The 25090-nt window shown below is 43.9% G+C and carries 3 protein-coding genes and 1 pseudogene; all 4 read right to left on the minus strand.

Annotated elements, in window-relative coordinates; genetic code table 11:
• Positions 1-177: 177 nt before the first annotated feature.
• Positions 178-13992 carry a non-ribosomal peptide synthetase gene (locus tag NPUN_RS36790; protein WP_012412905.1) on the minus strand — a complete coding sequence of 4605 codons (13815 nt, stop codon included), beginning with the start codon at positions 13990-13992 and terminating at the stop codon, positions 178-180.
• Positions 13993-13997: 5 nt separating this feature from the next.
• Positions 13998-19559 (minus strand): type I polyketide synthase, encoded by a 5562-nt coding sequence (locus tag NPUN_RS36795; protein ID WP_012412906.1) that lies wholly within the window; start codon positions 19557-19559, stop codon positions 13998-14000.
• Positions 19556-24961 (minus strand): non-ribosomal peptide synthetase, encoded by a 5406-nt coding sequence (locus NPUN_RS38145; protein ID WP_012412907.1) that lies wholly within the window; start codon positions 24959-24961, stop codon positions 19556-19558. The genes NPUN_RS36795 and NPUN_RS38145 overlap by 4 nt, the downstream gene beginning before the upstream one ends.
• Positions 24886-25077, minus strand: a pseudogene (locus NPUN_RS44975) (hypothetical protein); the annotation flags it as partial. The gene NPUN_RS38145 and the pseudogene NPUN_RS44975, both read right to left, overlap by 76 nt.
• Positions 25078-25090 lie beyond the last annotated feature (13 nt).

Consider the following 25090-nt stretch of genomic DNA (forward strand, 5'->3'; position numbering starts at 1 on the left):
ACCATCTAGCTAATTTTGCTTGATCTTTAACTCGGCTTTTATAAGCTTAGTTTATCATTCTCTCTAGAAATCATCTTTTGTGCATTTTCCGAAAAACGGTATCATAAACTACCATTTTTAGCGATCACCAAAGTTTTCGGTCTACTGACTTGAGTTAGTATTCAAGTTGGATGGTTTTCAAAAAGTTTGTGCCTCATTCAAACAGTCTCTTAATTTGTCTGCTAGGTCTTGAATATATGGGTTGGACATCATGGTAAGATGCTCCCCTGGTACGGTGTAAATTTTGACAGGCTTAACAGTTAATTTTTCCCAACCCAATGCAGAATTGGGACAATCTGAGGATAATGCAGCACTGGCTTTAAAAAGAATGACTTGGTTTGGATAAATCTGTGGAACATAGTTTTGAGCAGCTTGAAGATTCGCCTTGAAAACTTCTGCCAGAGGACGAAGATACTCAATTCCAGCATCGGTTGGCATAAGCCCAGCCATTTTTGCCCGCTCCAAGATGTAGTGTAGCTGCTGGTTGAAAGTTAGCTCTTTGAACTCATCGTCACACTCGACCAATTTTTTGCCAAAATAAACTCCGATAACGTGAGCAAAGTTGTTCAGGAGTACTGTGTGGTCAAAGTCGTTCTGACTCTCAAAGTTGGGAGCTTGACTGTCGAATAAGGCAAGCAGGGCTACCTGATGGCCTTGTTTTTGTAACTGAACAGCCATCTCAAAAGCTATAGTTCCGCCCAATGACCAGCCACCGAGTAGGTAGGGACCTTCTTTTTGAACGATGTGCATAGCCTTGATATAAGAAGTTGCCATCTCTTCAATGCTAGTCATCGGTGTATGTTGTCCATCCAACCCTTGAGCTTGCAGCCCATAGAAAGGTTGCTCCTCACCTAAATAACGGGCTAAATTGAGGTAGCTCACAACGTTACCCCCAGCTGGATGCACGCAAAAGAAAGGTTTTTTAGAACCATTAGGCTGAATTGCTACCAAATGAGACCAGCTTGAAGAATTAACTTGCTGACGAATAATGGTAGATAATTGTTCGATGGTCGCGTTTTGAAAAAGCGTACTTAGAGGTAAGCTTTGTCCAAATCGCTTGTGAATCTGAGCCATTAAACTGACAGCTAAGAGAGAATTCCCAAGGTCAAAAAAGTTATCCAAAACACTTATAGGATTAGTGTTCAGAATGTTTTCCCAGATTTGTGTAAGTTGAAGTTCCACAGAATCCCGAGGCGGGACAAAGGTATTTTGTAGCTGTACGTTGTGGGGTGCAGGCAATGCAAAGCGATCAACTTTGCCATTTGGCATCAGCGGCAGTGTTTCCAAGATGACGAAGTGTGATGGCATCATGTATTCTGGGATCTGTTGTTTTAAGAACTGGCGCAGTAGCTTGTCGGTGGGAGCTGGCTCAGTGTTGGATACCACGTAGGCGACTAGGCGCTTGTCCCTTAGAATATCTTCACGGGCGATGACACAAGAAGCTTGTACATCACCTAGTTGGCTCAGAACTGCCTCTATCTCTCCCAACTCAATGCGGAAACCACGGATTTTTACCTGATTGTCAATTCGTCCCAGGTATTCGATGTTGCCATCAGGTAAATAACGTGCCAAATCACCAGTTTTGTAGAGCCGGGAATGAGGGTCAGTGCTAAACGGGTTGGGGATGAATTTTTCAATTGTCAATTGTGGGCGGTTGAGGTAGCCTCTTGCTAATCCAGCACCAGCAATGTGCAACTCTCCTGCTACACCCACAGGTACTGGTTGCAGATATTCGTCTAAGATGTATATCTGTGTGTTGGCTATGGGCCTACCGATAGGTGGTGCAAAAGTTGTACCCTTTTCAATTAATGCAAAGGTCGAGTAAGTTGTATCTTCTGAAGGACCATAAAGATTGAAAATATATTTAACTATTTGTTGCTGGTAAATCTGCTGTACCAGTTGATTTTGTAGCGGTTCTCCAGCTAGGTTAACCGTGCTTACTCCCCCTGGTAAACCATTTATGCGAATTAACTCGGTGATGACGGAGGGGACTGTATTAATCAGTGTGACTTGTTCGGCAGCAGGTAAGGTAGGTAAATGTAAGGCATTCTCAGCCAAGATAACTTTTCTACCCCAGGATAGAGGTACAAATAACTCAAAAACTGATAAATCAAAACAGATTGAGGTACAAGCTAAAACACCAGCCAGTTGTTCTGGAGTAAATACCTCTTTAGCCCAAGCGACTAAGGCAACTGGGCTGTGATGTTCTATAGCTACTCCTTTTGGCTTACCTGTAGAGCCAGAGGTATAAAGGACATAAGCCAGGTTTGTGGGTTGAACTTGACTATGAACATTGTCTTTTGGAAATTGAGCGTAGGCGTAGTCTGCTGTAAGTATCGCATCCCAATTTTGATCTAAGTAAACTACCTGCGCTTGATGTTCAGGTAATTTCTCAACTAGATGCTGTTGTGTCAATAATACAGATATTTGGGCATCTGACAATGCGTAACCCAAACGCTCACTAGGATACCCTGGGTCAAGTGGTACATAAGCCCCACCCGCCTTGAGAATCCCTAACAATCCCACTACCATCTCTAAAGAACGCTCGATACAAATACCCACCAGCGTATCTGGTTTTACACCCAAAGACTGTAAGTAATGTGCCAACTGGTTAGCGCGATTATTCAACTGCTGATAAGTCAGTTGTTGGTTTTCAAACACCACTGCTACAGCATCGGGTGTACGTGCTACTTGCTCCTCAAACAACTGATGGATACACTTATCATAAGGATAATCCGCTTGAGTATCATTCCATTCCACCAACAACTGCTGTCGCTCAATTTTTGTAAGCATTGGCAATTGCGAAATCCGTTCCTCTGGATTAGCCACAATTCCTTCAAGTAATGTCACAAAATGCCCAGTCATCCGCTCAATAGTGTTGGCATCAAATAAGTCAGTGCTATACTCCCATACACCCACCAGTCCATCAGCAGTGTTTTGCATTGATAAAGTCAAATCAAACTTGGCAGTTGTACTTTCTACCACCAGTGGACTGACACTTAACCCAGTCAACTCTACTTCAGACATAGGTGCATTCTGAAGTGCAAACATCACTTGGAACAGTGGTGTATAACTGAGGTCTCTTTGTGGCTGCAATGTTTCTACCAGCATTTCAAAAGGCAAGTTCTGATGAGTGTATGCCTCCATTGCCATGAAGCGAACACGAGTCAGCAATTCGCTAAAGCTCGGATTACCTGCTAAGTTGGTACGCATCACTAAGGTGTTGACAAAAAAGCCTATCAATCCCTCTATCTCATTACGATCGCGGTTAGCAATAGGAGACCCCACCAAAATGTCTGCTTGTCCTGTGTATCGGTAAAGCAGAGTGTCATAAGTTGCTAACAGCGTCATGAACAAGGTAACTCCTTGTTCCTTGCTCAGTTGTATCAACCCTTGAGTGAGTTTCTCTGAAAGTGCAAACTTTTGATGTGTGCCAGCGAATGTCTGCACAGCAGGCCTAGGTCTATCAGTGGGCAGCACTAACAGGGCTGGTGCATCTTTTAGTTGTTGTTGCCAGTAATTCAGTTGGGTTTGCAATACATCCCCTTGCAACCAGTTGCGCTGCCAAATGGCAAAATCTGCGTACTGAATTGGCAGTGATGCTAGGGGTGAAGGTTGACCTTGAGAATAAGCATTGTACAGCACCGCTAATTCTTGGAGAAATACACCCGTTGACCAGCCATCACTGACTATATGATGCATACACACTAATAAAATGTGTTTTGTCTCAGACAGGATGATTAATGTTGCTCTGACTAACGCTTCACTTGTTAGATCAAAGGGTTGAATAAGTTGTTTTTGCGCTAATTGCTGTGTGGCAATCTCTTGTTCACTTGTGGATAAATGCTGATAATCAACAACTGAGACTATCCAATTTGTTTGTGTTTGAATGATTTGAGAAGGTTTTCCCTCAATAGTGATGAAGTTGGTGCGTAACGCTTCATGGCGATGAATAATTTCTTCTAAGCTTTGTTCTAAAGCTTTAACTGAGAGAGTTCCAACAATACGCAAAGTTAAGGGTATGTTGTATAAAGCACTGTTCGGCTCTAACTGGTCTAAAAACCACAAACGCTGTTGAGCAAATGACAGTAGTAATTCTGCATTATCAACCCTTGGTAAGATGGGTGAGGAAGTTAGTTCTAAGCCCTGTTGCTGTAACTGCTCAATTTCTTGTGCTAATTCGGCAACTGTCGCTGCTGCAAATAGGCTACGCAATGGTAGTTCTACTTTGAAGGTGTTACGTATGCGGGAAAGCAGTTGGGTTGCTAGTAGTGAATGTCCCCCAAGTTCAAAGAAGTTGTCGTAAATGCCCACTTGTTCTACTTTCAGCACTTGTGCCCAAATTTGTGCCAGCATATCTTCAATTGGGGTGCGTGGGGCGACAAATTTTTCTAGCAGTGTGCTGTCTAACTCCGGTTTTGGCAATGCGCGGCGGTCTATTTTGCCGTTAGATGTTAAGGGTAAGGATTCCAGCATCATAAAAGTGTTTGGCACCATATAGCTGGGGAGTTGGTTGGCGAGGAACTGACGTAGTTCTGCGGCTGTAGAAGATTGTTTCACCTTCGGTACTACGTAAGCCACTAAACGTTTGTCGTCAAGTTCATCCTCTCGTATCACCACCACGCTTTCCCAAACAGCTGGGTGTTGCGCCAGTAGTGCCTCAATTTCTCCCAACTCAATGCGGAAGCCACGAATTTTCACTTGTTGGTCAATTCGTCCTAAATACTCTAACTCGCCATTGGGCAAATACCGCGCCAAGTCTCCTGTTTTATATAATTTTGAATTGTCAAAAGGACTAGATATAAATCTTTGCGCTGTAAGTTCCGGACGATTGAGATAGCCACGCGCCACCCCTGCACCACCAACGTACATTTCACCAGGAACACCAATCGGCACTGGCTGTTTATACTCATCCAGCACATACACCTGTAAGTCACGAATCGGACGACCAATTACACTTGCTGTGCTATTCAAATCGGCTTTGCTCAATGGACGGTAGGTGACGTGTACAGTAGTTTCCGTAATCCCGTACATATTTACTAACTGTGGCAATTGGTCGCCGTGACGCTCAAACCAAGGCTGTAAACTCTTGAGTTCTAGGGCTTCTCCACCGAAAATAACTAGGCGTAAGTTCAAATTGCCAGTAGTTGCCGTTGACTGTTCGGCTTGAATCAACTGACGGAAAGCTGAAGGTGTTTGATTGAGAATTGTGACTTTCTCTTGAGTTAATAACTCGAAGAAGGATTCGGGCGATCGCGTCACTAAATAAGGCACTACTACCAGTCGTCCACCATACAGTAAAGCACCCCAAATTTCCCAAACAGAGAAATCGAATGCATAAGAGTGGAATAGTGTCCAGACATCTTGAGCGTTGAAGCTATACCAAGAGTTTGTTGCTTCAAATAGACGAACTACATTTGAGTGATTGACTAAAACGCCCTTGGGTTTGCCTGTAGAACCGGAAGTGTAGATGACATAAGCTAGGTTATCGGATGTAGTGGTGTTTAGAGAGTTTGACTCGCTTTTTTGAGCAATTTTTTCCCAGTCGCTGTCTAAGCAGATGACACGCGCCTGATGTTTGGGAAGAGAATTTACTAATTGCTGTTGGGTTAACAACACTGAAACTTGAGCATCTTCTAAGATAAATTGCAAACGCTCAGTCGGATACTCAGGGTCAAGTGGCACATAAGCCCCACCCGCTTTAAGAATACCTAATATTCCTACGATTGTTTCTAGCGATCGCTCTACACACAACCCCACCACCACATCTGGCCCCACACCCAAAGTTTGTAGATAATGTGCTAGCTGATTTGCTTTGGCGTTCAACTCCCGGTAAGTGAACTGTTGATTTTCATACACTACCGCCACTGCATCCGGGGTGCGCTCTACCTGCTCCTCAAATAGTTGATGGATGCACTGATCTTGGGGATAATCTACCTGAGTATCGTTCCATTCAACTAATAACTGATGCTGCTCAACTTGTGTCAACAGAGGCAATTGAGAAATCCGTTCCTCTGGATTAGCAATAATACCTTCAAGCAACGTCATAAAATGACCAGTCATTCGCTCAATAGTACTGCTATCAAACAAATCAGTGTTATATTCCCAAAGCCCCACCAGTCCAGTACCAGTATTCTCCATTAGTAAGGTAAGATCAAACCTGGAAGTTGTACCTTCTACTACCAGTGGACTAACGGTTAACCCAGTCAACTCCAATTGAGACATGGGAGCATTTTGGAGGACAAACGCCACCTGAAATAGTGGTGTATGGCTAAGATCCCGTTCTGGCTGTAATGCTTCTACTAACATTTCAAAAGGTAAATCCTGATGAGAGTATGCATCCATCGCCATTTCCCGAACACGATCCAGTAACTCACAGAAACTAGGATTGCCTGATAAGTCTGTACGCATCACTAAGGTATTGACAAAAAAGCCAATTAACCCTTCAATTTCACTGCGATCGCGATTTGCGATCGGTGAACCAAGCAAAATGTCTGCCACACCTGTGTAGCGGTAAAGTAGAGTATCATAAGCTGCCAACAGCGTCATGAACAAGGTAACTCCTTGCTCTTGACTTAACTGTATTAAGCCACTAGTTAACTGCTTGGAAAGTGCAAACTGTTGATATGCCCCTGCAAAACTCTGCACAGCAGGTCTTGGTCGGTCTGTAGGAAGCGACAATAAACCTGGTGCATCTGCCAGTTGTTGTTGCCAGTAACTCAATTGGCTTTGCAGAATATCTCCTTGCAACCACTGTCTTTGCCAAATTGCGAAATCTGCGTACTGAATCGGTAGTGGTGCTAATGATGACGGCTGACCTATTGAATAAGCATTGTACAGTACTGCTAACTCCTGAACAAATACACCCATTGACCAGCCATCAGAGACAATGTGATGCATACACACTAACAAGACGTGTTCTGTCTTATTAAGCACTACTAATGTCGCTTTAATTAATGCTTCAGTTGCTAGGTCAAAGGGTTGAATAAGTTGTTTTTGCGCTAATTGCTGTGTGGCAATCTCTTGTTCACTTGTGGATAAATGCTGATAATCAACAACTGAGACTATCCAATTTGTTTGTGTTTGAATGATTTGAGAAGGTTTTCCCTCAATAGTGATGAAGTTGGTACGTAACGCTTCATGACGATGAATAATTTCTTCTAAGCTTTGTTCTAAAGCTTTAACTGAGAGAGTTCCAACAATACGCAAAGTTAAGGGTATGTTGTATAAAGCACTGTTCGGCTCTAACTGGTCTAAAAACCACAAACGCTGTTGAGCAAATGACAGTAGTAATTCTGCATTATCAACCCTTGGTAAGATGGGTGAGGAAGTTAGTTCTAAGCCCTGTTGCTGTAACTGCTCAATTTCTTGTGCTAATTCGGCAACTGTCGCTGCTGCAAATAGGCTACGCAATGGTAGTTCTACTTTGAAGGTGTTACGTATGCGGGAAAGCAGTTGGGTTGCTAGTAGTGAATGTCCCCCAAGTTCAAAGAAGTTGTCGTAAATGCCCACTTGTTCTACTTTCAGTACTTGTGCCCAAATTTGTGCCAGCATTTCCTCAATAGGTGTGCGCGGGCTGACATATTTTTCTATTCGTTCGCTGTGTAAATCTGGTGTGGGTAAAGCGTGGCGATCTACTTTGCCGTTGGGAGTGAGTGGTAGCGACTCTAACACCACAAAAGCATTTGGCACCATGTACTCTGGGAGTTTTGCTTTCAGGGAGTGACGCAGTTCGCTAATTGTGGTTGTACAGTGCTGATCTGCTACCACATAGGCAACTAGGCGTTTATCACCAGGGGTATCTTCGCGGGCGATGACACAAGAAGCTTGTACATCACCTAGTTGGCTCAGAACTGCCTCTATCTCTCCCAACTCAATGCGGAAACCACGGATTTTTACCTGATTGTCAATTCGTCCCAGGTATTCGATGTTGCCATCAGGTAAATAACGTGCCAAATCACCAGTTTTGTAGAGCCGGGAATGAGGGTCAGTGCTAAACGGGTTGGGGATGAATTTTTCAATTGTCAATTGTGGGCGGTTGAGGTAGCCTCTTGCTAATCCAGCACCAGCAATGTGCAACTCTCCTGCTACACCCACAGGTACTGGTTGCAGATATTCGTCTAAGATGTATATCTGTGTGTTGGCTATGGGCCTACCGATAGGTGGTGCAAAAGTTGTACCCTTTTCAATTAATGCAAAGGTCGAGTAAGTTGTATCTTCTGAAGGACCATAAAGATTGAAAATATATTTAACTATTTGTTGCTGGTAAATCTGCTGTACCAGTTGATTTTGTAGCGGTTCTCCAGCTAGGTTAACCGTGCTTACTCCCCCTGGTAAACCATTTATGCGAATTAACTCGGTGATGACGGAGGGGACTGTATTAATCAGTGTGACTTGTTCGGCAGCAGGTAAGGTAGGTAAATGTAAGGCATTCTCAGCCAAGATAACTTTTCTACCCCAGGATAGAGGTACAAATAACTCAAAAACTGATAAATCAAAACAGATTGAGGTACAAGCTAAAACACCAGCCAGTTGTTCTGGAGTAAATACCTCTTTAGCCCAAGCGACTAAGGCAACTGGGCTGTGATGTTCTATAGCTACTCCTTTTGGCTTACCTGTAGAGCCAGAGGTATAAAGGACATAAGCCAGGTTTGTGGGTTGAACTTGACTATGAACATTGTCTTTTGGAAATTGAGCGTAGGCGTAGTCTGCTGTAAGTATCGCATCCCAATTTTGATCTAAGTAAACTACCTGCGCTTGATGTTCAGGTAATTTCTCAACTAGATGCTGTTGTGTCAATAATACAGATATTTGGGCATCTGACAATGCGTAACCCAAACGCTCACTAGGATACCCTGGGTCAAGTGGTACATAAGCCCCACCCGCCTTGAGAATCCCTAACAATCCCACTACCATCTCTAAAGAACGCTCGATACAAATACCCACCAGCGTATCTGGTTTTACACCCAAAGACTGTAAGTAATGTGCCAACTGGTTAGCGCGATTATTCAACTGCTGATAAGTCAGTTGTTGATTTTCAAACACCACTGCTACAGCATCGGGTGTACGTGCTACTTGCTCCTCAAACAACTGATGGATACACTTATCATAAGGATAATCCGCTTGAGTATCATTCCATTCCACCAACAACTGATTTCGCTCGGGCTTACTCAACAGGGGTAACTCTGATAACTGTTGCTGGGGATTAGCCACAATTCCTTCGAGCAGTAATTGAAAATGCCCCGCCATCCGAGTAATCGTAGCAGCATCAAATAAATCGGTGTCGTATTCCCATACCCCTACCAACTCCAGATCTGTTTCTAGTATTGATAAAGTTAAATCAAACTTGGTCGTGTCAGTTTCTACTGTCAACGAGCTCATACTCAACCCAGTCATATCTAAAGCACTCATCGGCACATTTTGCAGGTCGAACATCACCTGAAATAGGGGTGTATGGCTTAAAGAACGCTCTGGTTGTAATGCTTCTACCAACTGCTCGAAGGGGATGTCTTGATGTGTATAGGCTTCTAGGGCTACCGATCTTACTCGCGACAGTAATTCGGCAAAACTGGGGTTGCCTGATAAATCGGTTCGCATTACCAGGGTGTTGACGAAAAAGCCAATCAATCCTTCAATTTCCTGGTGCTGGCGGTTAGCTATCGGCGTCCCTACACAAATGTCATCGCTGCTAGTATAGCGGTAGAGCAAGGTATCAAATGCCGCCAATAAGGTCATGAACAGAGTTACACCTTGCTGCCGACTCAATAACCGCAGTGCTTGCGATAGTTCCACTGGAATTGTGATCTGTTGATGAGATCCTCGGAAAGATTGGAATGCTGGTCGCGGGCGATCTGTTGGCAGTGCCAATAATGTGGACACCCCAGCTAGTTTTTTTTGCCAGTAATTAAGTTGAGATTCTAGGACTTCACCCTGCAACCACTTGCGCTGCCAAGCGGCAAAATCTACATACTGAACCGATAGTTTTGGTAATGGTGAAGGTTGACCTTGAGAATAAGCATTATACAGTGCGGCTAACTCTCGGACAAACACTCCCATTGACCAACCATCGGAGATGATGTGGTGCATGGTCAGCAACAAGACGTGTTCTGTCTGATGAACTTGCACCAGTTTCGTCCGCACTAACGGCTCTTGCGCTAGGTCAAAGGGTTGCTGGGCTGAATCGGTTCCTAAGCGAGTCGTTTCTAGTTCTCGTGCTGCTTCTGGTAGAGATTGTAAGTCGATCACCTCCAGCGTCAAATTGTGGGTGGCAGCGATGACTTGCACTGGAATACCATCTGTGGCGGTAAAGTTGGTGCGTAAGGCTTCGTGGCGACGGATGATCTCATTGATACTCTCTTGCAGAGCCACCACATCGAGTTGACCGGCCATACGTAGGAATACCGGAATGTTGTAAAAGGCGCTGTGGGGCTGTAATTGGTTTAAAAACCACAATCTCGCTTGAGCAAATGACAAGGGTAGTTCCCCATCTCTGGCAATTGGTCTTAACGGTGGTGCGGTTAATTGCTCATCTGGCTGGATGGCTAGTTGAATAATTTGTGCTAACTTGGCGACTGTGGGATGTTGAAATAAACTCCTTAATGGGATTTCTAACGAAATGGTGGAACGCACTTGCGCGATCACTTGGGTTGCTAGTAACGAATTTCCGCCTAATTCAAAGAAATTGTCGTGGATACCTATTTGCTCAACTTTGAGGATGTTTGCCCAGATGAAGGTTAGCATTTCCTCAATCGGAGTTCGCCCAGCTTCAAACTCTAGCTTCTGGTCGGAACGCATTTCTGGTGCAGGCAGTGCTTTGCGATCAACTTTGCCATTTGGTGTCAGTGGGAGTGCTTCCAAGATGACGAAGTGTGATGGCACCATATAGGCGGGTAATTGCTCTTGCAAGAATTCACGCAGATGAGCGATCCTTATCTGTTGCCATCCCGGTTGTGATAGCTTGAACTCAATGGGGTCATGGACTTCCGATGGACTGGCAGGATAGTGCTCAATAGTAGGCACGACATAGGCTACTAATTGCCGATTGGCTGACTCACCAACAGAGGTGACTAAGGTTTGCTGGACAGATGGATGCTGACCGAGCACGGACTCGATCTCACCCAGCTCGATGCGAAAACCGCGAATCTTTATCTGATGGTCAAGGCGCCCCAGAAACTCAATGTTGCCATTGGGGAGGTAGCGGCCTAAGTCCCCGGTCTTGTAGAGTCGCTCTCCAGTGACAGGATGGGTGATAAAACTAGTGGCGGTGCGCTCCTCATCCTGCCAGTATCCCCGAGCTAATCCAATGCCACCGATGTAGAGTTCCCCAGGCACCCACACTGGACGGGCGTTTAACCGATCATCGAACACAACAAAGGTTTGATTGACCAGTGGCTTACCGTAGGGAATACTGCTCCAGCTTGGGTCTACCTCATCAATAGGATAGCAGATTGACCAGATGGAGGCTTCGGTTGCTCCTCCCAAACTGACAATCTCCATCTGTGACCACAGTTGTCGCAACTGTGCTGGTAAGCTTAACGGGAGCCAATCACCGCTCAGGAGAGCTAAGCGCAGACCCTGTGGTGGCGTCATCCGCTCCCTGCTGAGATAGTCAGCTAGCATTTGCCCCAACGCTGGTACTGTATTCCAGAGGGTGACATGATGTTGTCTCATCAACTCCACCCAATGGGCAGGTTCCTTCACTTCAGTTACCCCCGGCATGACAATCGTGCCTCCGGCCGCTAACACGCCAAAGATGTCATAGACGGACAGGTCAAAGTTGAGGGCTGAAAGAGCTAACACCCGATCTGCTGGGCTCACACAGAAGCGGGAATTGATATCTAGCAGAGTATTGACAGCACTGCAATGGTCGATAGCCACGCCCTTGGGAATCCCGGTAGAGCCAGAAGTGTAGATGACATAAGCCAAATCCTCTGGTGTCTGCACCCAGGCTAAGGGCAGAGTTGGCTCCTGAGATTGCATCCTCTCATCTATTAGCATCACTGGGATTAACCCAACCCAGGCGCTGGTTGCCACTAAGGGATCATCCGTGACAATGACACGGGCTTGACTTTGCTCCAATAGTTGCTGCTGACGTTGGGATGGTAACTGGGGATCTATTGGCACATAGGCGGCTCCCGACATCAACACTCCCAACACCGCAGCTACCTGTTTCCAACCCTTGGATATGACTACTGCTACCAATGAGTTGGGTTTTGCCCCTAACTGCTGTAAACGATGACCAACCTGATTGGCTAGTCTCCATAATTCTTCATATGTCAATACTCGCTCTGGTGAAATCACGGCGGGTGAGTGCTTTCTGAGTTCTGCTTGTTTGGCGAATAACGTATGTAGCAACTCACCGCTATTGGGTGCGGGCGTTTGATTGACCCCTGCCCTTTGCTCTAGTTGGTAAGCTGGCACTAATTGTCGTTGGGGTTGCTGCCAAACGGCTTCTTTTGTTGCTAACTCGACCAATAATTGACAATATGTTTCAAACATATCGTCTATCATTTCCTCTGGGAATAAGTCTGCCACCACATCCCAATTAAACACTAATCTCTCTTCTTCCTCTGATACTTGATGATCTAGCCACACCTGCGGGGTTTGGCTGACACCATAAACTATTTCACCTAGTTGATTTAATCCGTTGGCGGTGTTGGTCAAAAAATTATGTGTTAAAGCGCTAGTGAAAACTACTGGCATCATGGCTCGGTGCGTACCGCCTTGTCGTCGCGCTAATTCTCGCATTACCTCGACACCACTAACATAGCGATGGTCTAAATCCTGCCACAATTGTTGCTGTAGTCGGAGGGCACGGTTGCCAAATGTTTCTGAGGTGGAGTTATTTACTTCCAGTAACGTTACTGATGTGAAGTCGCCCACAATCTCATTCACTTGGGGATGCAACGGTAGGCGATTAAACAGGGTGAGATTGATAGTAAATTTTGGACTCTTACTCCACGCCGTCAGCACCTCGGCAAATGCTGCTAGCAATACTCCAGATGGGGTTAATCCCACTGCCTGGGCACGCTGTTTTAATTGTTGCCACTTCTGTTGGTCTAATTGAGCACTGTGACGCACAAATGTTGGCTGTTTGAGGACACTCTTTGCTAAGGGTAATTCCGGTGCTGGGGGTAAAGTATCTAATCGGTTCCACCAGTAGCTTTGTGCCCGTTGATATAATTGTGTTTCTTTTACCTGTCTCTCTGCTAGAACATAGTCCCGGAATGATAGTTCTAATGGCGGCAGTTGAGTTTCTGGGTTCTGGTAAAGTTGATTCAACTCTTTTAACAACTGCTGTAAACTCCCTAAATCTGCCATTAGCAGATCGAAACTCACGTGAAGTCGATATCGCTTTTGGTCAAAACGAGTGGCTCGGATCTCAAATAGTGGCCATTTATCAGGTGGCAGCACCTGGTGAGACATTTGCTCGCGAATCTCTTCACATTTAACGACTGCAACTTCAGGTTCGAATTCTTGTAAATTTAATATTTCAATCTCATAGGGCGGAACCGCCTTTAAAATTTGTTGCTCGCCACTGGGTAGCACAACCGCCCGTAGCATATCGTGACGTAAAATTAACTTTTGCCAAGCCTCTTTGAAAAGTTTTATATCTAAATTATTACTGTCAATTTCTATGTAAGCATGGGTAGCAACATTACCCAACTCGAAGGTACTACTGCGACCCAGCCAGTAAGCCTGCTGGATATCTGTTAGAGGAAAAGGTTGATAGTGCTGCTCTGGCCTCGCTTTAATAGGGGGTAAGGAAGAATCATAACCACCTATTGTGTTCTGGCGTAGCAACTCAATAACATCTGCCTTATGAGTGGTAAGTGTATCAAGTAATTCTTGTGTCAGTACTCCCTTATGAGCACGAATACGCAGTTGATCTCCTTCCACCCAAAGCTTTACTTTTCGATTAAAAAGCTCAATTATAAGTTCATTTTTGTTCATAAAATTTATAAAATTATTTCTTCTAAATTGTCAGTTAATTCGTTGGATGGCTGTTCTGATTGGATTAGGCTTGTCAATGCTAATTGCTCAATTAGAGCTAAAGCTAATTGAACGACGCTAGAGCTCTCAGCAATTTTTCGTATCGGCAGTTCTATCCCCAGTTCATTTTTGATTTTGTTCTTAAAATCAATGCTCATCAAAGAATCAAATCCTAATTCATTTAATGATTGGTTTGGATCTATCTGTTGGGATGAGCTAATTCCAAGAACTTTAGCTACCCCATCTTGAAGATAAGCAACTAAAAGTTCCAAACGTTCGTTTGCAGAAGCTTCTTTTAAACGACGTATCAATTCGATTTGCTTAACTTGTGATTGGCCATCTTTTACTTGTTGCTGCAATTGGTAAACAAACTCAGAGAAGAAGGGGGGTTCACCACCGGGCGGGAATTGCTGTAGAAATTTTGACCATTTTACAGGTAAAACTCCAACTTGAACTGAGGATTGCAATAGCAAATAATCTAATACCTGCAATCCCTCCTTAGAATTTATGAACTCCATCCCTTTCCTCCCAAGAAGCCGCTCACCTTCCCGGCGATCAGGTTCGGGTGTCGATTCTTTTAGCGACCAAACCCCCCAGTTGATGCTTAATCCTGCTAGTCCCCGATTTCGACGATAATGAGCTAAGGCATCTAGAAAAGCATTAGCAGCCGCATAGTTGGCTTGACCTGAATTACCCAGTAGAGAACTAAGCGAAGAAAACAACACAAAGAACTCCAAGGGAGTGTCTTGGGTCAAAGTGTGTAGATTCCATGCTCCTTCGACCTTGGAAGCCATTACCTGGCTAAAGCGCTCCCAAGAAAGTTGCAGCAGCGTGCTGTCATCGATGACTCCAGCAGCGTGAATGACCCCTCGCAAAGGTGGCAGGGATTGCTTGATTTCTGCTAGTACCTGGGCGATTTGTCCTTCCTGGGATACATCTGCCATCCGCACTACCACTTGAGTGCCCATCTGTTCTAGTTCCCTTAGCTGACTGTTAGCAGCAAAACTAGCACTGTTACGCCCTAATATAACTAGGTACTTTGCTCCACATTCCACCAACCAACGAGCCACTAGCAAACCTAGATATCCCAACCCTCCTGTAATTAAGTAAGTACTATCGCCACGACAATTAAGCTTATTGTGAACTACAGGAGCCTGAAACTGCCTAGACACCAGCCTCGGCACCAGACGGTTGCCCTTGCAAAAAGCCACTTGATCTTCTGAACTTTTTGACCAGATTTCCTCAAATAAAGTTTGTGCATTATCATCTGGTGCATTCGGATCCAAATCCACCCGCACGCAGTTAAATTCTGGATATTCCAAGGCGATAACTTTCCCCATTCCCCATAGGGGAGATTGAGCAACTCCTGAAACAGCAGACTCTACCCCCACTAAAATAGCACCTCGGGTAACTAACCACAGAGTAGGAGGCTGCTTCAATTCCGCCTTGACCAAGGCTTGAACTAAGTACAAGGTACTACCACATGCTTTATGTGAGGCTGCTTCTAAATCAGTTACAGTCAAATCTTGTGCCTCTGGTGCCTCTAAGCTCCAAAGATGCACTACCCCCCGTATACCAGTCCCCACTGTTTCTTTGAGCAGCTGTTGAAAGTCTGCGAAACTGGCAAGGTCGATCCTGAACTCTTGTTCTGCTAACTGTTCGTAATTTTCTCCTGAGAATATTAAAGTACAGGTCTGGCCTCTAGCCCTCAAAAATGTTGCCAATTGTTGACCAATCCCCAAACTATCAGCCAAAATTAGCCAATTTTTATACTGATCTCCGATCGCTTCATTTACCTGGGGCAATATGCGCTCGCTAATTGCAGAGGGAGTAAGCAAATTTTCGGCTGGTGATAGTGGGAATAGACGTGCCTGCGATCGCCACTCTACTTCATATAAAGAATTAAGCAGAAGCTGGGGTGCTGTACCCACCAGAGCTTCACTGCTTACTTGCTTAAGCACTAAACCTTCCACAGTTATTATCACCCGTCCATCTGGACTAACTAGTTGCAAGTCAGCAGTCAAGGTCTGTTGATTTGTTTCTTTAACCGGACGCATTTGAGCGTAACTCCATAAGGTAGAGTCTGGATAACCGAACACAGCAAGGCGTTCTAAACCCACCAAAACATATGTATCTTCCGTGTTGGTATCGTGGATACCAGCCTTTAAAACCTGAAAGCAGGCATCTAGCAGCGAGGGATGTAACTTATAATTCACAGCTTCTAAATGCAATGCCTCTGGCAAACGAATCTGACCTAAAACTTCTCCATTCTGTCGCCAAAGTCGTTCAATCCCTTGGAAGCTAGCTCCATAGTCAATTCCCTGATCGCAACACTTCTGGTAATAGTCTTCAGGTGATATTTCTTCACTACGCTGGGTTAATTGTTCTAAGTTAACATGAGGAATTTCCAAGCCTTTCTCTGACAGCAGTAATTTAGCGGATGCATGGAGTATCCATAAATCAGCTGATTGTTCTGCCACTTGATTAAAGCTAAAAATCTGGAATGAATACTCTAAATTCCCTGTAGGGGTCAAAATTAACTGAAGTGTTTTTTCTTGATTCGGTGGCAATATCAGAACTTGATGGATGACAAATTCTTCTAAAATTAACTTGTCTGATTTGAAAACTTCAGCTCCAGCAAACAAAGCCATTTCTAAGTAACCTGACGCTGGAAAAATAGTTTGTTGGTAGATCCGATGGTGTTCTAAAAAAGCAGGAAAATTTTCGCTAATTTTGGATTCAAATTGAATCTCGTTATTTTTAAGCGCTGCCGATTGCAATCTTTGACCGAGTAAGGGGTGAATTACCTGGTTTCGGATGCCATTTAGTGCTAGGTGGGACTTAGTATCAATTAAAATTCCAGGTTTATCGATCCAATAGCGCTGTCGTTGGAAAGGATAAGTCGGCAGTTCTAACCTGGAACGCAGATAGTTTTGGTCAAAGCCAAACCAGTCTACTTGCACACCACGAACATATAGCGCTGCTAAACTCTGAAGTAGTTGTTGCCAATCTGAATACCTTTGGCGCAAACTGGGTATGAAAACTCCCACTTCATCCAAACACTGATGCCCCATATCCAATAATGTTGGGTTCGGGCCTATTTCCACAAAAACTTCACAACCCCGATCGTGAAGTGTCTTCATGCCCTCAGCAAATCTTACTGGCTGCTTGATATGGCGACACCAGTATTCTGGCGTTGCTATTTCACTACCAATCAGTTTTCCAGTAACATTTGAACTCAATTCAATTTTAGGAGCAGAATATGCAATAGAGGCGGCAACCTTTTCAAAATCCGCCAAGATTGGTTCCATCATCGGTGAGTGGAAGGCATGGGAAACCTTTAATTTTTTCGTCTTGATTCCTTCTGCTTCCAAAACAGCACATACTGCTTCTACCGCTTTATTGCCACCCGAAATTACCGTATTTTGCGGACTATTGATAGCAGCGATCGCCACTTCCGACGAGACAGCTACAGCTTGAATAGCCTCGCGAACTTTGCTTTCAGAGGCAAACACCGCCACCATTTTGCCATTTTGAGTCAAGGCTTGCATTAAACGTCCGCGTTCACTAATCAGCTTTAAGGCATCCTCTAAGCTGAAAATTTCTGCTACAGTTGCAGCGACATATTCCCCTATACTATGACCTATGACTATATCTGGTTTAATACCCCAAGACTTCCATAACTCATATAGGGAATACTCTAAAGCAAATAAAGCGGGTTGTGTATAAGCGGTTTCATCTATTAGTGAAGTTTCCTCAGATTCTGGATACAAGATACTGAGTAGGGATTTTTCTAAATAGGGACGTAGAATGTCATTGCAACGATCAAGAGTTTGACGAAAAATAGGGGCTTCTTCGTAGAGTTGGCGTCCCATACCTATGTATTGGGATCCCTGACCAGTGAATAAAAATGCTATTTTAGGACTTTCTGCTTCATTTACCTGTCCGCTTACCAGTCCAGCAGCCTCTACCCCAGCAACGAAAGTACCTAATTGCTCTCTCATCTGTGCAATGGATTCAGATACCACAGCAAGACGGCAATCAAAATGCGTTCGTCCTGTATGAGCTGTAAAGCAAATATCTGGATGAGACGCTTCAGGATGAGACGCTAAGAAATTCTCATAGCGACTTGCCAGTTCTTGCAAAGCCTTTTGACTTTTTGCTGATAGGCTAAGAATGTGTAATGAGCGCTCAACTTGATTGGCTACTGGTATTAGTGCTGGCGCTTCTTCTAAAATCACATGAGCGTTAGTACCTCCCATGCCAAAAGAGCTGACTCCGGCACAGCGAGGTTTTCCATCCGTTTTCCATTCAGACAGCTTGGTATTGACGTAAAAAGGACTGTTAGCAAAATCAATTTGGGGATTAGGTTCTTCAAAGTGCAGGCTAGGTGGCAACAACTTATATTTGAGCGCTAGAACCGTTTTGATCAGACCTGCAACACCAGCAGCTGCATCTAAATGTCCAATGTTTGTTTTGACAGAACCAATAGCGCAGAAACCCTTTTTCTGCGTAGTAGTGCGAAAAACTTGTGTGAGGGCGGCAATTTCAATCGGGTCTCCTAGATTTGTTCCTGTACCATGTGCCTCTATATAAGAAATTGTCTCAGCATCAATCCCAGCCATAGCATGAGCCATAGCAATTACCTCGGACTGACCATCCACGCTGGGAGCAGTATAGCCAACTTTCAGTGCACCATCGTTGTTAATAGCTGTCCCCTTGATAATTGCATGGATGCAGTCTCGATCGGTGATAGCATCTGCCAACCGTTTTAAAACTACAATTCCTACGCCACTGCCATATATAGTTCCCCCTGCTTTAGCATCGAAAGAACGGCAGTGTCCGTCAGGAGATAGGATACTTCCTTCTTCGTAAATATAGCCAATTTCTTGCGGAACTCTGACTGTAATGCCACCAGCTAAAGCTAGATCGCATTGATAACTCAATAAGCTATCGCAGCCCATGATTACAGATACTAAAGATGTGGAACAAGCTGTTTGAATGGTAACGCTCAAACCTTTGAGGTTTAATTTGTAAGATGTATGCGTAGCTAAATAATCTTTATCATTTCCAATCAAATTCTGGAGATAATTTGTTGCTTTTGTTAAGTCCAAAGTATGCAAAAGATTAAACAACAGGTAGTTGCTAATGCTTTTTCCTGCAAAAACCCCAGTGGAGCAGTTAGATTTTTTAGGATTGTAACCTGCATTTTCCAGAGCTTCCCAGGCACACTCCATAAAAATGCGGTGCTGGGGATCTGTGATTTCAGCTTCCCTAGGGCTGAAACCGAAGAATGGAGCATCAAACAAATCTATGTCTTTTAGGACAGAGCTAGCTTTAACATAGTTTGGATGACCCAACACTGATGGAGATACTCCTGAACCCAATATTCTATCATCATTAAGAAATGAAATTGACTCTACACCATTTTTTAAATTCTGCCAAAATTCTTCAAGATTTTTGGCTCCAGGAAATCGACCACTCATGCCAATGATAGCAATATCTCCTGACCGATCATATTCACTCATGATTTACCTCTTTTCATCCCTCGTTTTTGCTGTGCTATTTTCCTTTTTTCTGCCCGCTCGGCAACAGCTTGAAAAGATTTATTCTCTCCTTTATGCTGGCTGAAAAATTTAGCCAAATAGCTAATACTTGGATTTTGAAAAATTTCTACCATTTGTACTTCTATTCCCATTAAGATTTTGATATTTTTATTAATTTGAACCAAATGTATTGAATTTGCACCTAAATCAAAAAAATTATCATAAACGCCTATTTTCTCTATTTGAAGCACCTCTCGCACAATTTTTGCTAAAGTTTGCTCTATTTCAGTTTTTGGTGGAACAGCACCCGTTTCAGGTTTCAATACATTTTTATTAAGCTTGGGTAACAACTTGCGGTCTACCTTGCCATTGCGATTCAAGGGCAAGGCATTTAGTATTACACAGTCAGAAGGTACCATGTAGCTGGGCAGTTTCTGCTCCAAGTAATTAAGTAACTTCTTGGAAATTGAATTTGACTCCTGAACGGGCTCTAAGGAGTTTAGTAGCACTCCTTTTAGTTGATGGTGCTGTTGTGAACTTTGCTTTTGGTTTGAGTTAAGGACTACATAAGCTACTAGCGATTGATGTTCCTTCTCGGTTGAGGTTACTACCACTTCTTTTACAGATTCATCCTGTAGGAGAGTGGCTTCAATCTCCCCTAGCTCAATCCGGTAGCCATTTATTTTTACTTGAAAATCTTCTCTTCCCAGAATTTCAATATTGCCATCAGGCAAAAATCGCCCCGAGTCACCAGTTTTATATAAGCGCTGTTGAGTGCGAGGATGAATGATAAAGCTTTCTTCGGTCTTTTTTTCATCTCGCCAATAGCCTTTGGCTAAACCAATTCCTTCAGCATAAAGCATTCCTGGTACCCATACCGGACAGGGTTCTAAAAATTTATTAAGAACGTGATAGCGTTGGTTAGTTATTGGTTTTCCATAAGGAATGCTCTTCCATTGCTCGTCTATTTTCTCAATAGGATAGCAAATATTCCAGATTGAAGTTTCGGTGGGTCCTCCGACACTAACAACTTTTACATCCTCCCATATTGCTTTAATCTGCTGGGGTAAATTCACTGGAATCCTATCGCCACTCATTAGAATCAATCCCAGAGACGCTGGTACTTTTTCCAGCCCTGCCGACAGATATTCTACTAACATCTGCATAAAGGTAGGAACTGAGTTCCAGAGAGTAACTTTGTGTTGCTTCATGAGTTCTACCCAGTGAGCCGGGTCTTTTGTTCTTTCTGCCTCTGGAATTACTAAAGTTCCCCCAGCAGCTAAGGTGCCAAAGATATCATATACTGACAAATCAAAGTTTAAAGCTGACAAAGCTAATACTCGGTCTTGATGGGTAATTCCAAAACGTTGGTTGATGTCAAGGATGGTATTGACAGGACCCCGATGGGTAAGCATGACTCCTTTAGGCACGCCAGTCGAGCCGGATGTATAGATAACATAGGCTAAATCATCCGGGCTTTGTACCAAATCCAAAGGACTGCTGTCTTCTCCCACTAACTCGTCGCAATCTAGGCATATCCGTGGAATTCCCTCAATCCAAGTCAGGCGTTCATTCAGCCATGACTGAGTTAAAATCAGTTTTACTTCTCCTTGCTTAAGCAAATATTGCACCCGCTCATCAGGCAATTCTGGATCGATGGGCATATAAGCTGCACCCGACATGAGTATTCCTAAAACGGCAACTATTTGCTCCCAACCTTTTTCCATGACTACAGCAACCAGAGTGTTGGGAGATGTCTTTAATTTTCGTAGTCGATGACCAACCTGATTTGCTAGTTGGAATAATTCTAAATAAGTTAGAGTTCGCTGAGAAGAAATAACAGCACAATCCTGTTCTCGTGCTTCTACTTGCGCCGCAAATAATGTGTGCAACATCCACCCAGAAATGGGTGCATCCGTGGAATTGACTGTTGCTCTTTGTAAGAGTTGGGCTTTGGGTACTAATTCATAAGTTATTTCCCTCCAAACTGCATCCGAGGTGGCTAGGAGCATTAAAAATTCGCAGTAAGCTTCAAACATATCGTCCAGCAAGCCCTCTGGAAATAGATCTTCTACTGCATCCCAGTTGAAAACCAATTTTCCATCTTCTTCCATGACTTGATGATCTAACCAAACTTGAGAGGTTTGACTGATGCTATAAATGACCTCACCAAAAACATTTAACGCCGATCTATCCTGAATAAATGAACCATTATTTAAAATGCTGGTAAATACAATCGGCATTAGCGCTTTTTGGTGGCTTCCTTGCCTCCGGGCTAGTTCCCGCAGCACATGTACTCCACTCATATAACTGTGGTCTAAATCTTGCCATAGTTGGCGCTGTAGGTTTTGAGCGCGAACAGTAAAGGAAGCTGGTGTTGAGTTATTCACCTCCAAAAGAATCAAAGATATAGTATTGCCAATGATTTCATTTACTTGGGGATGAAGCGGTAGACGATTATATAGTGTGAGATTAAGTGTAAACTCAGTACTGTTGCTCCAAATAGCTAAGACTTCGGCAAAAGCCGTAAGTAAAATACCGGAGGGAGTCAGACCAGCTTGACTAGCTCGCTGTTTTAACTGCTGCCAAGTCTCTGATTTTAGTTGAGAACAGCGACGCTTAAACTGAGGCTGTTTTAACAAATAGGGATTTTGAGCTAAGGGCAATTGTGGCGATTGAGGCAATGTATCTAGACGCTTGAACCAATACTCTTGCGCTCGCTTATATAATTCTGTATGTACGAGTTGCTTCTCGGTTATAACATAGTCCCGAAATGAAATTTCCAATGGCTTCAAAGTAGTATCGGGATGCTGGTAAATTTGACTCCATTCTTGACATAAGCGTAACAAACTGCCATAATCTGCCAATAATAAATCTATACTAATATGAAGTCGAAATCGTTGCTCGTCAAAACGAGTAGCACGAATTTCAAACAAAGGCCACTGGTCAGTTTGTAGTATTTGGTGAGACATTTGTTGACGAATTTCTTCGCTTTTAGGAATAGCGAATTTTGGTTCGAGCTTCTGTAAATCTAATACTTCAATCTCATAAAATGGCACCACCTCTAATATCTGTTGTTCGCCACCAGACAGCACTACTGTCCGCAGCATATCGTGACGTTCAATGATTTTTTGCCAAGCGTTTGTAAGCCGTTTTATGTTTAAATTAATACTTTCAATCTCTATATAAACATGAGTGGCAACATTACTCAATTCAAAAGAATTACTGCGCCCCACCCAGTAAGCCTGTTGAATATCTGTAAGAGGGAAAGGCTGATAGCGCTGGTCTGGTGCAGAGATAATTTGTGACAGCGATAGCGCCGAATCCTTATTTTTCTGCTCTTGCAGTATGGTTTCTATATGTTCAGTTAAATCACCTATAGTTGCCGAATCAAAAAAGCTTTGTATTGGCAAATCTACTTTTAATTGCTCGCGTATCCGATAAGCAATTTGAGTTGCTAATAAAGAATCAATTCCTAAGACTGTCAAGGGTTCACGTATATTCAATTTTGATGGATATATTTTTAACATCCTGGCGATCAGTTTTTGAAGATAAGATTCCAGTTGCCGCGTTCTATCTTCTGCTGGGGTGGCTAACAGCTCTTCGACATTTATTAATTCGATTCCTTCAAAGGAATCGAATTTTTCCAGAATACTACTGCCGATCGCATCCAGAGTATTTGCCAAGAACCCTGCCTTACAGGCATAATGCTGAACTTTACCGCTAGAAGTCTTCAGAATACCTCCAGGTTTGAGCAATACCACAGCATAAACTTGTAATTCATGTTCTTCTGACACAGCAGAACGAATAGCTCCAACTACCTCTTCCACCTCTAAATTCCGGTAGTAAGCACGCTCGACCTCTTGAATAACGACTAACCGCTCTTCTCCGTCTATTTCTACTGAAAAAGCCGCTCCACAGTTCGCTCGCAGAGACAAATGACTTTTTTGCACCGTAGATTCAATATCCTGGGGATAATAATTGCGACCTCGAATAATAATTAAATCCTTCAGCCGACCCGTGACGAACAACTCGCCATCTTTTAAAAATCCCAAGTCCCCCGTCCTCAAAAATGGACCTGCTCCTGTATCTTGGAGGTAGGCTTGGAAAGTACGTTGGGTTGAGTCGATCTGGTTCCAGTAGCCTTGAGTTACACTTGCACTTGATACCCAAATTTCACCTATCTCATCGGAATTGCAGCGAGTCATTCGCTCTGGATGGACAATGACCACCCGCATATCCTGCAACGGTTGACCGCACCCCACCAGTGTTTGGGTGGCATCATCTGAATTACTAGCTGGAACTACCAGATGTTGCTCTAGCGCCGCTTTTTGGAAGGTTTGCAATACTGGTGGGGGCGCCACTAGACCCCCAGAAACAATGAGAGTTGTTTCTGCCATACCGTAACAGGGGTAAAATGCTTCCCGGCGAAAGCCGCAATCAGCAAATGTGCTTGCAAACCGCTCTATAGTTTCCGCTCGGATGGGTTCAGCTCCATTAAAAGCCACTTGCCAGGTACTTAGGTCGAGAGTTGACCGCTCTTCGGAAGTTATTTTGCTTGCACATAGGTCGTAGGCAAAATTAGGACCGCCACTAGTAGTAGCTTTGTACTTGGAAATAGCCATCAGCCATTGCAGGGGGCGCATCAGAAAGGCTGTTGGAGACATGAAGATGCACGGGATGCCTAAGTACAGGGGCTGAAGTGTATTCCCGATCAAGCCCATGTCATGGAAAAGAGGCAACCAGCCGACAAAGATCGTTTGTTCTGTATGCTCGAATGCCGTCTGGATCAGTCGTTGGTTGTGCAACAGATTGCCATGATTCAACATCACCCCCTTTGGCGTTCCTGTAGAACCTGAAGTGTATTGGAGAAAAGCCAAGGTGTCTGGGGTTGCTCGATAAGGAATAAAGTCCTCAATCGGAATAAGATTATCAGTCGCGACGCACTTCAGCCCAAGGAAACCTGGATTCTCAGCCTGACTATTTATATTGCCTAATACTGATGTGGTGCTCACCACCAGGGTTGCTTGAGCATCTATGGCGATCGCCTGCAATCTAAGCATCTTCTGATTCCGTCGGGGTGGGTAAGCAGGAACTGCGACAACCCCAGCATATAAGCAGCCAACAAAGGCAGCAATAAACTCAAAACCAGAAGGGTAGAGCAATAGAACACGATCTCCAGGAGTTGTTAAAGTTTGAAGTTGAGCGGCGATCGCTTGCGCCTTCTGGTCTAATTCTCGATATGTAATTTTCGCTGCTTCTGTCTCTCCGTCTTGCAGAAATAAAAAAGCTGTTTTACCAGCTTGGCTTAAGGATCTAAAGCGAATAATTTCAATAAAGTTAGCAACTTCCAGTCCAAGCTCAGATATATAAAACGAAACCATAAATTAGTCCTTTTGGCGTTACATAAATGCAGAATCAATTTATTATTAATTCCTTCTACAGCACCACTCATAGTTTTTGCGTCAAAATAATCTACTATTTCTCCAAACCATCTAAGCTCGACTTTATAT

The sequence above is a fragment of the Nostoc punctiforme PCC 73102 genome, from assembly GCF_000020025.1.
Classification (GTDB): Bacteria; Cyanobacteriota; Cyanobacteriia; order Cyanobacteriales; family Nostocaceae; genus Nostoc; species Nostoc punctiforme.

Bases quoted from the DNA above. Each gene is read 5' to 3' on its own strand.
- NPUN_RS36790 (WP_012412905.1), bottom strand. From the start codon at position 13,992: ATGAACAAAAATGAACTTATAATTGAGCTTTTTAATCGAAAAGTAAAG.
- NPUN_RS36795 (WP_012412906.1), bottom strand. From the start codon at position 19,559: ATGAGTGAATATGATCGGTCAGGAGATATTGCTATCATTGGCATGAGT.
- NPUN_RS38145 (WP_012412907.1), bottom strand. From the start codon at position 24,961: ATGGTTTCGTTTTATATATCTGAGCTTGGACTGGAAGTTGCTAACTTT.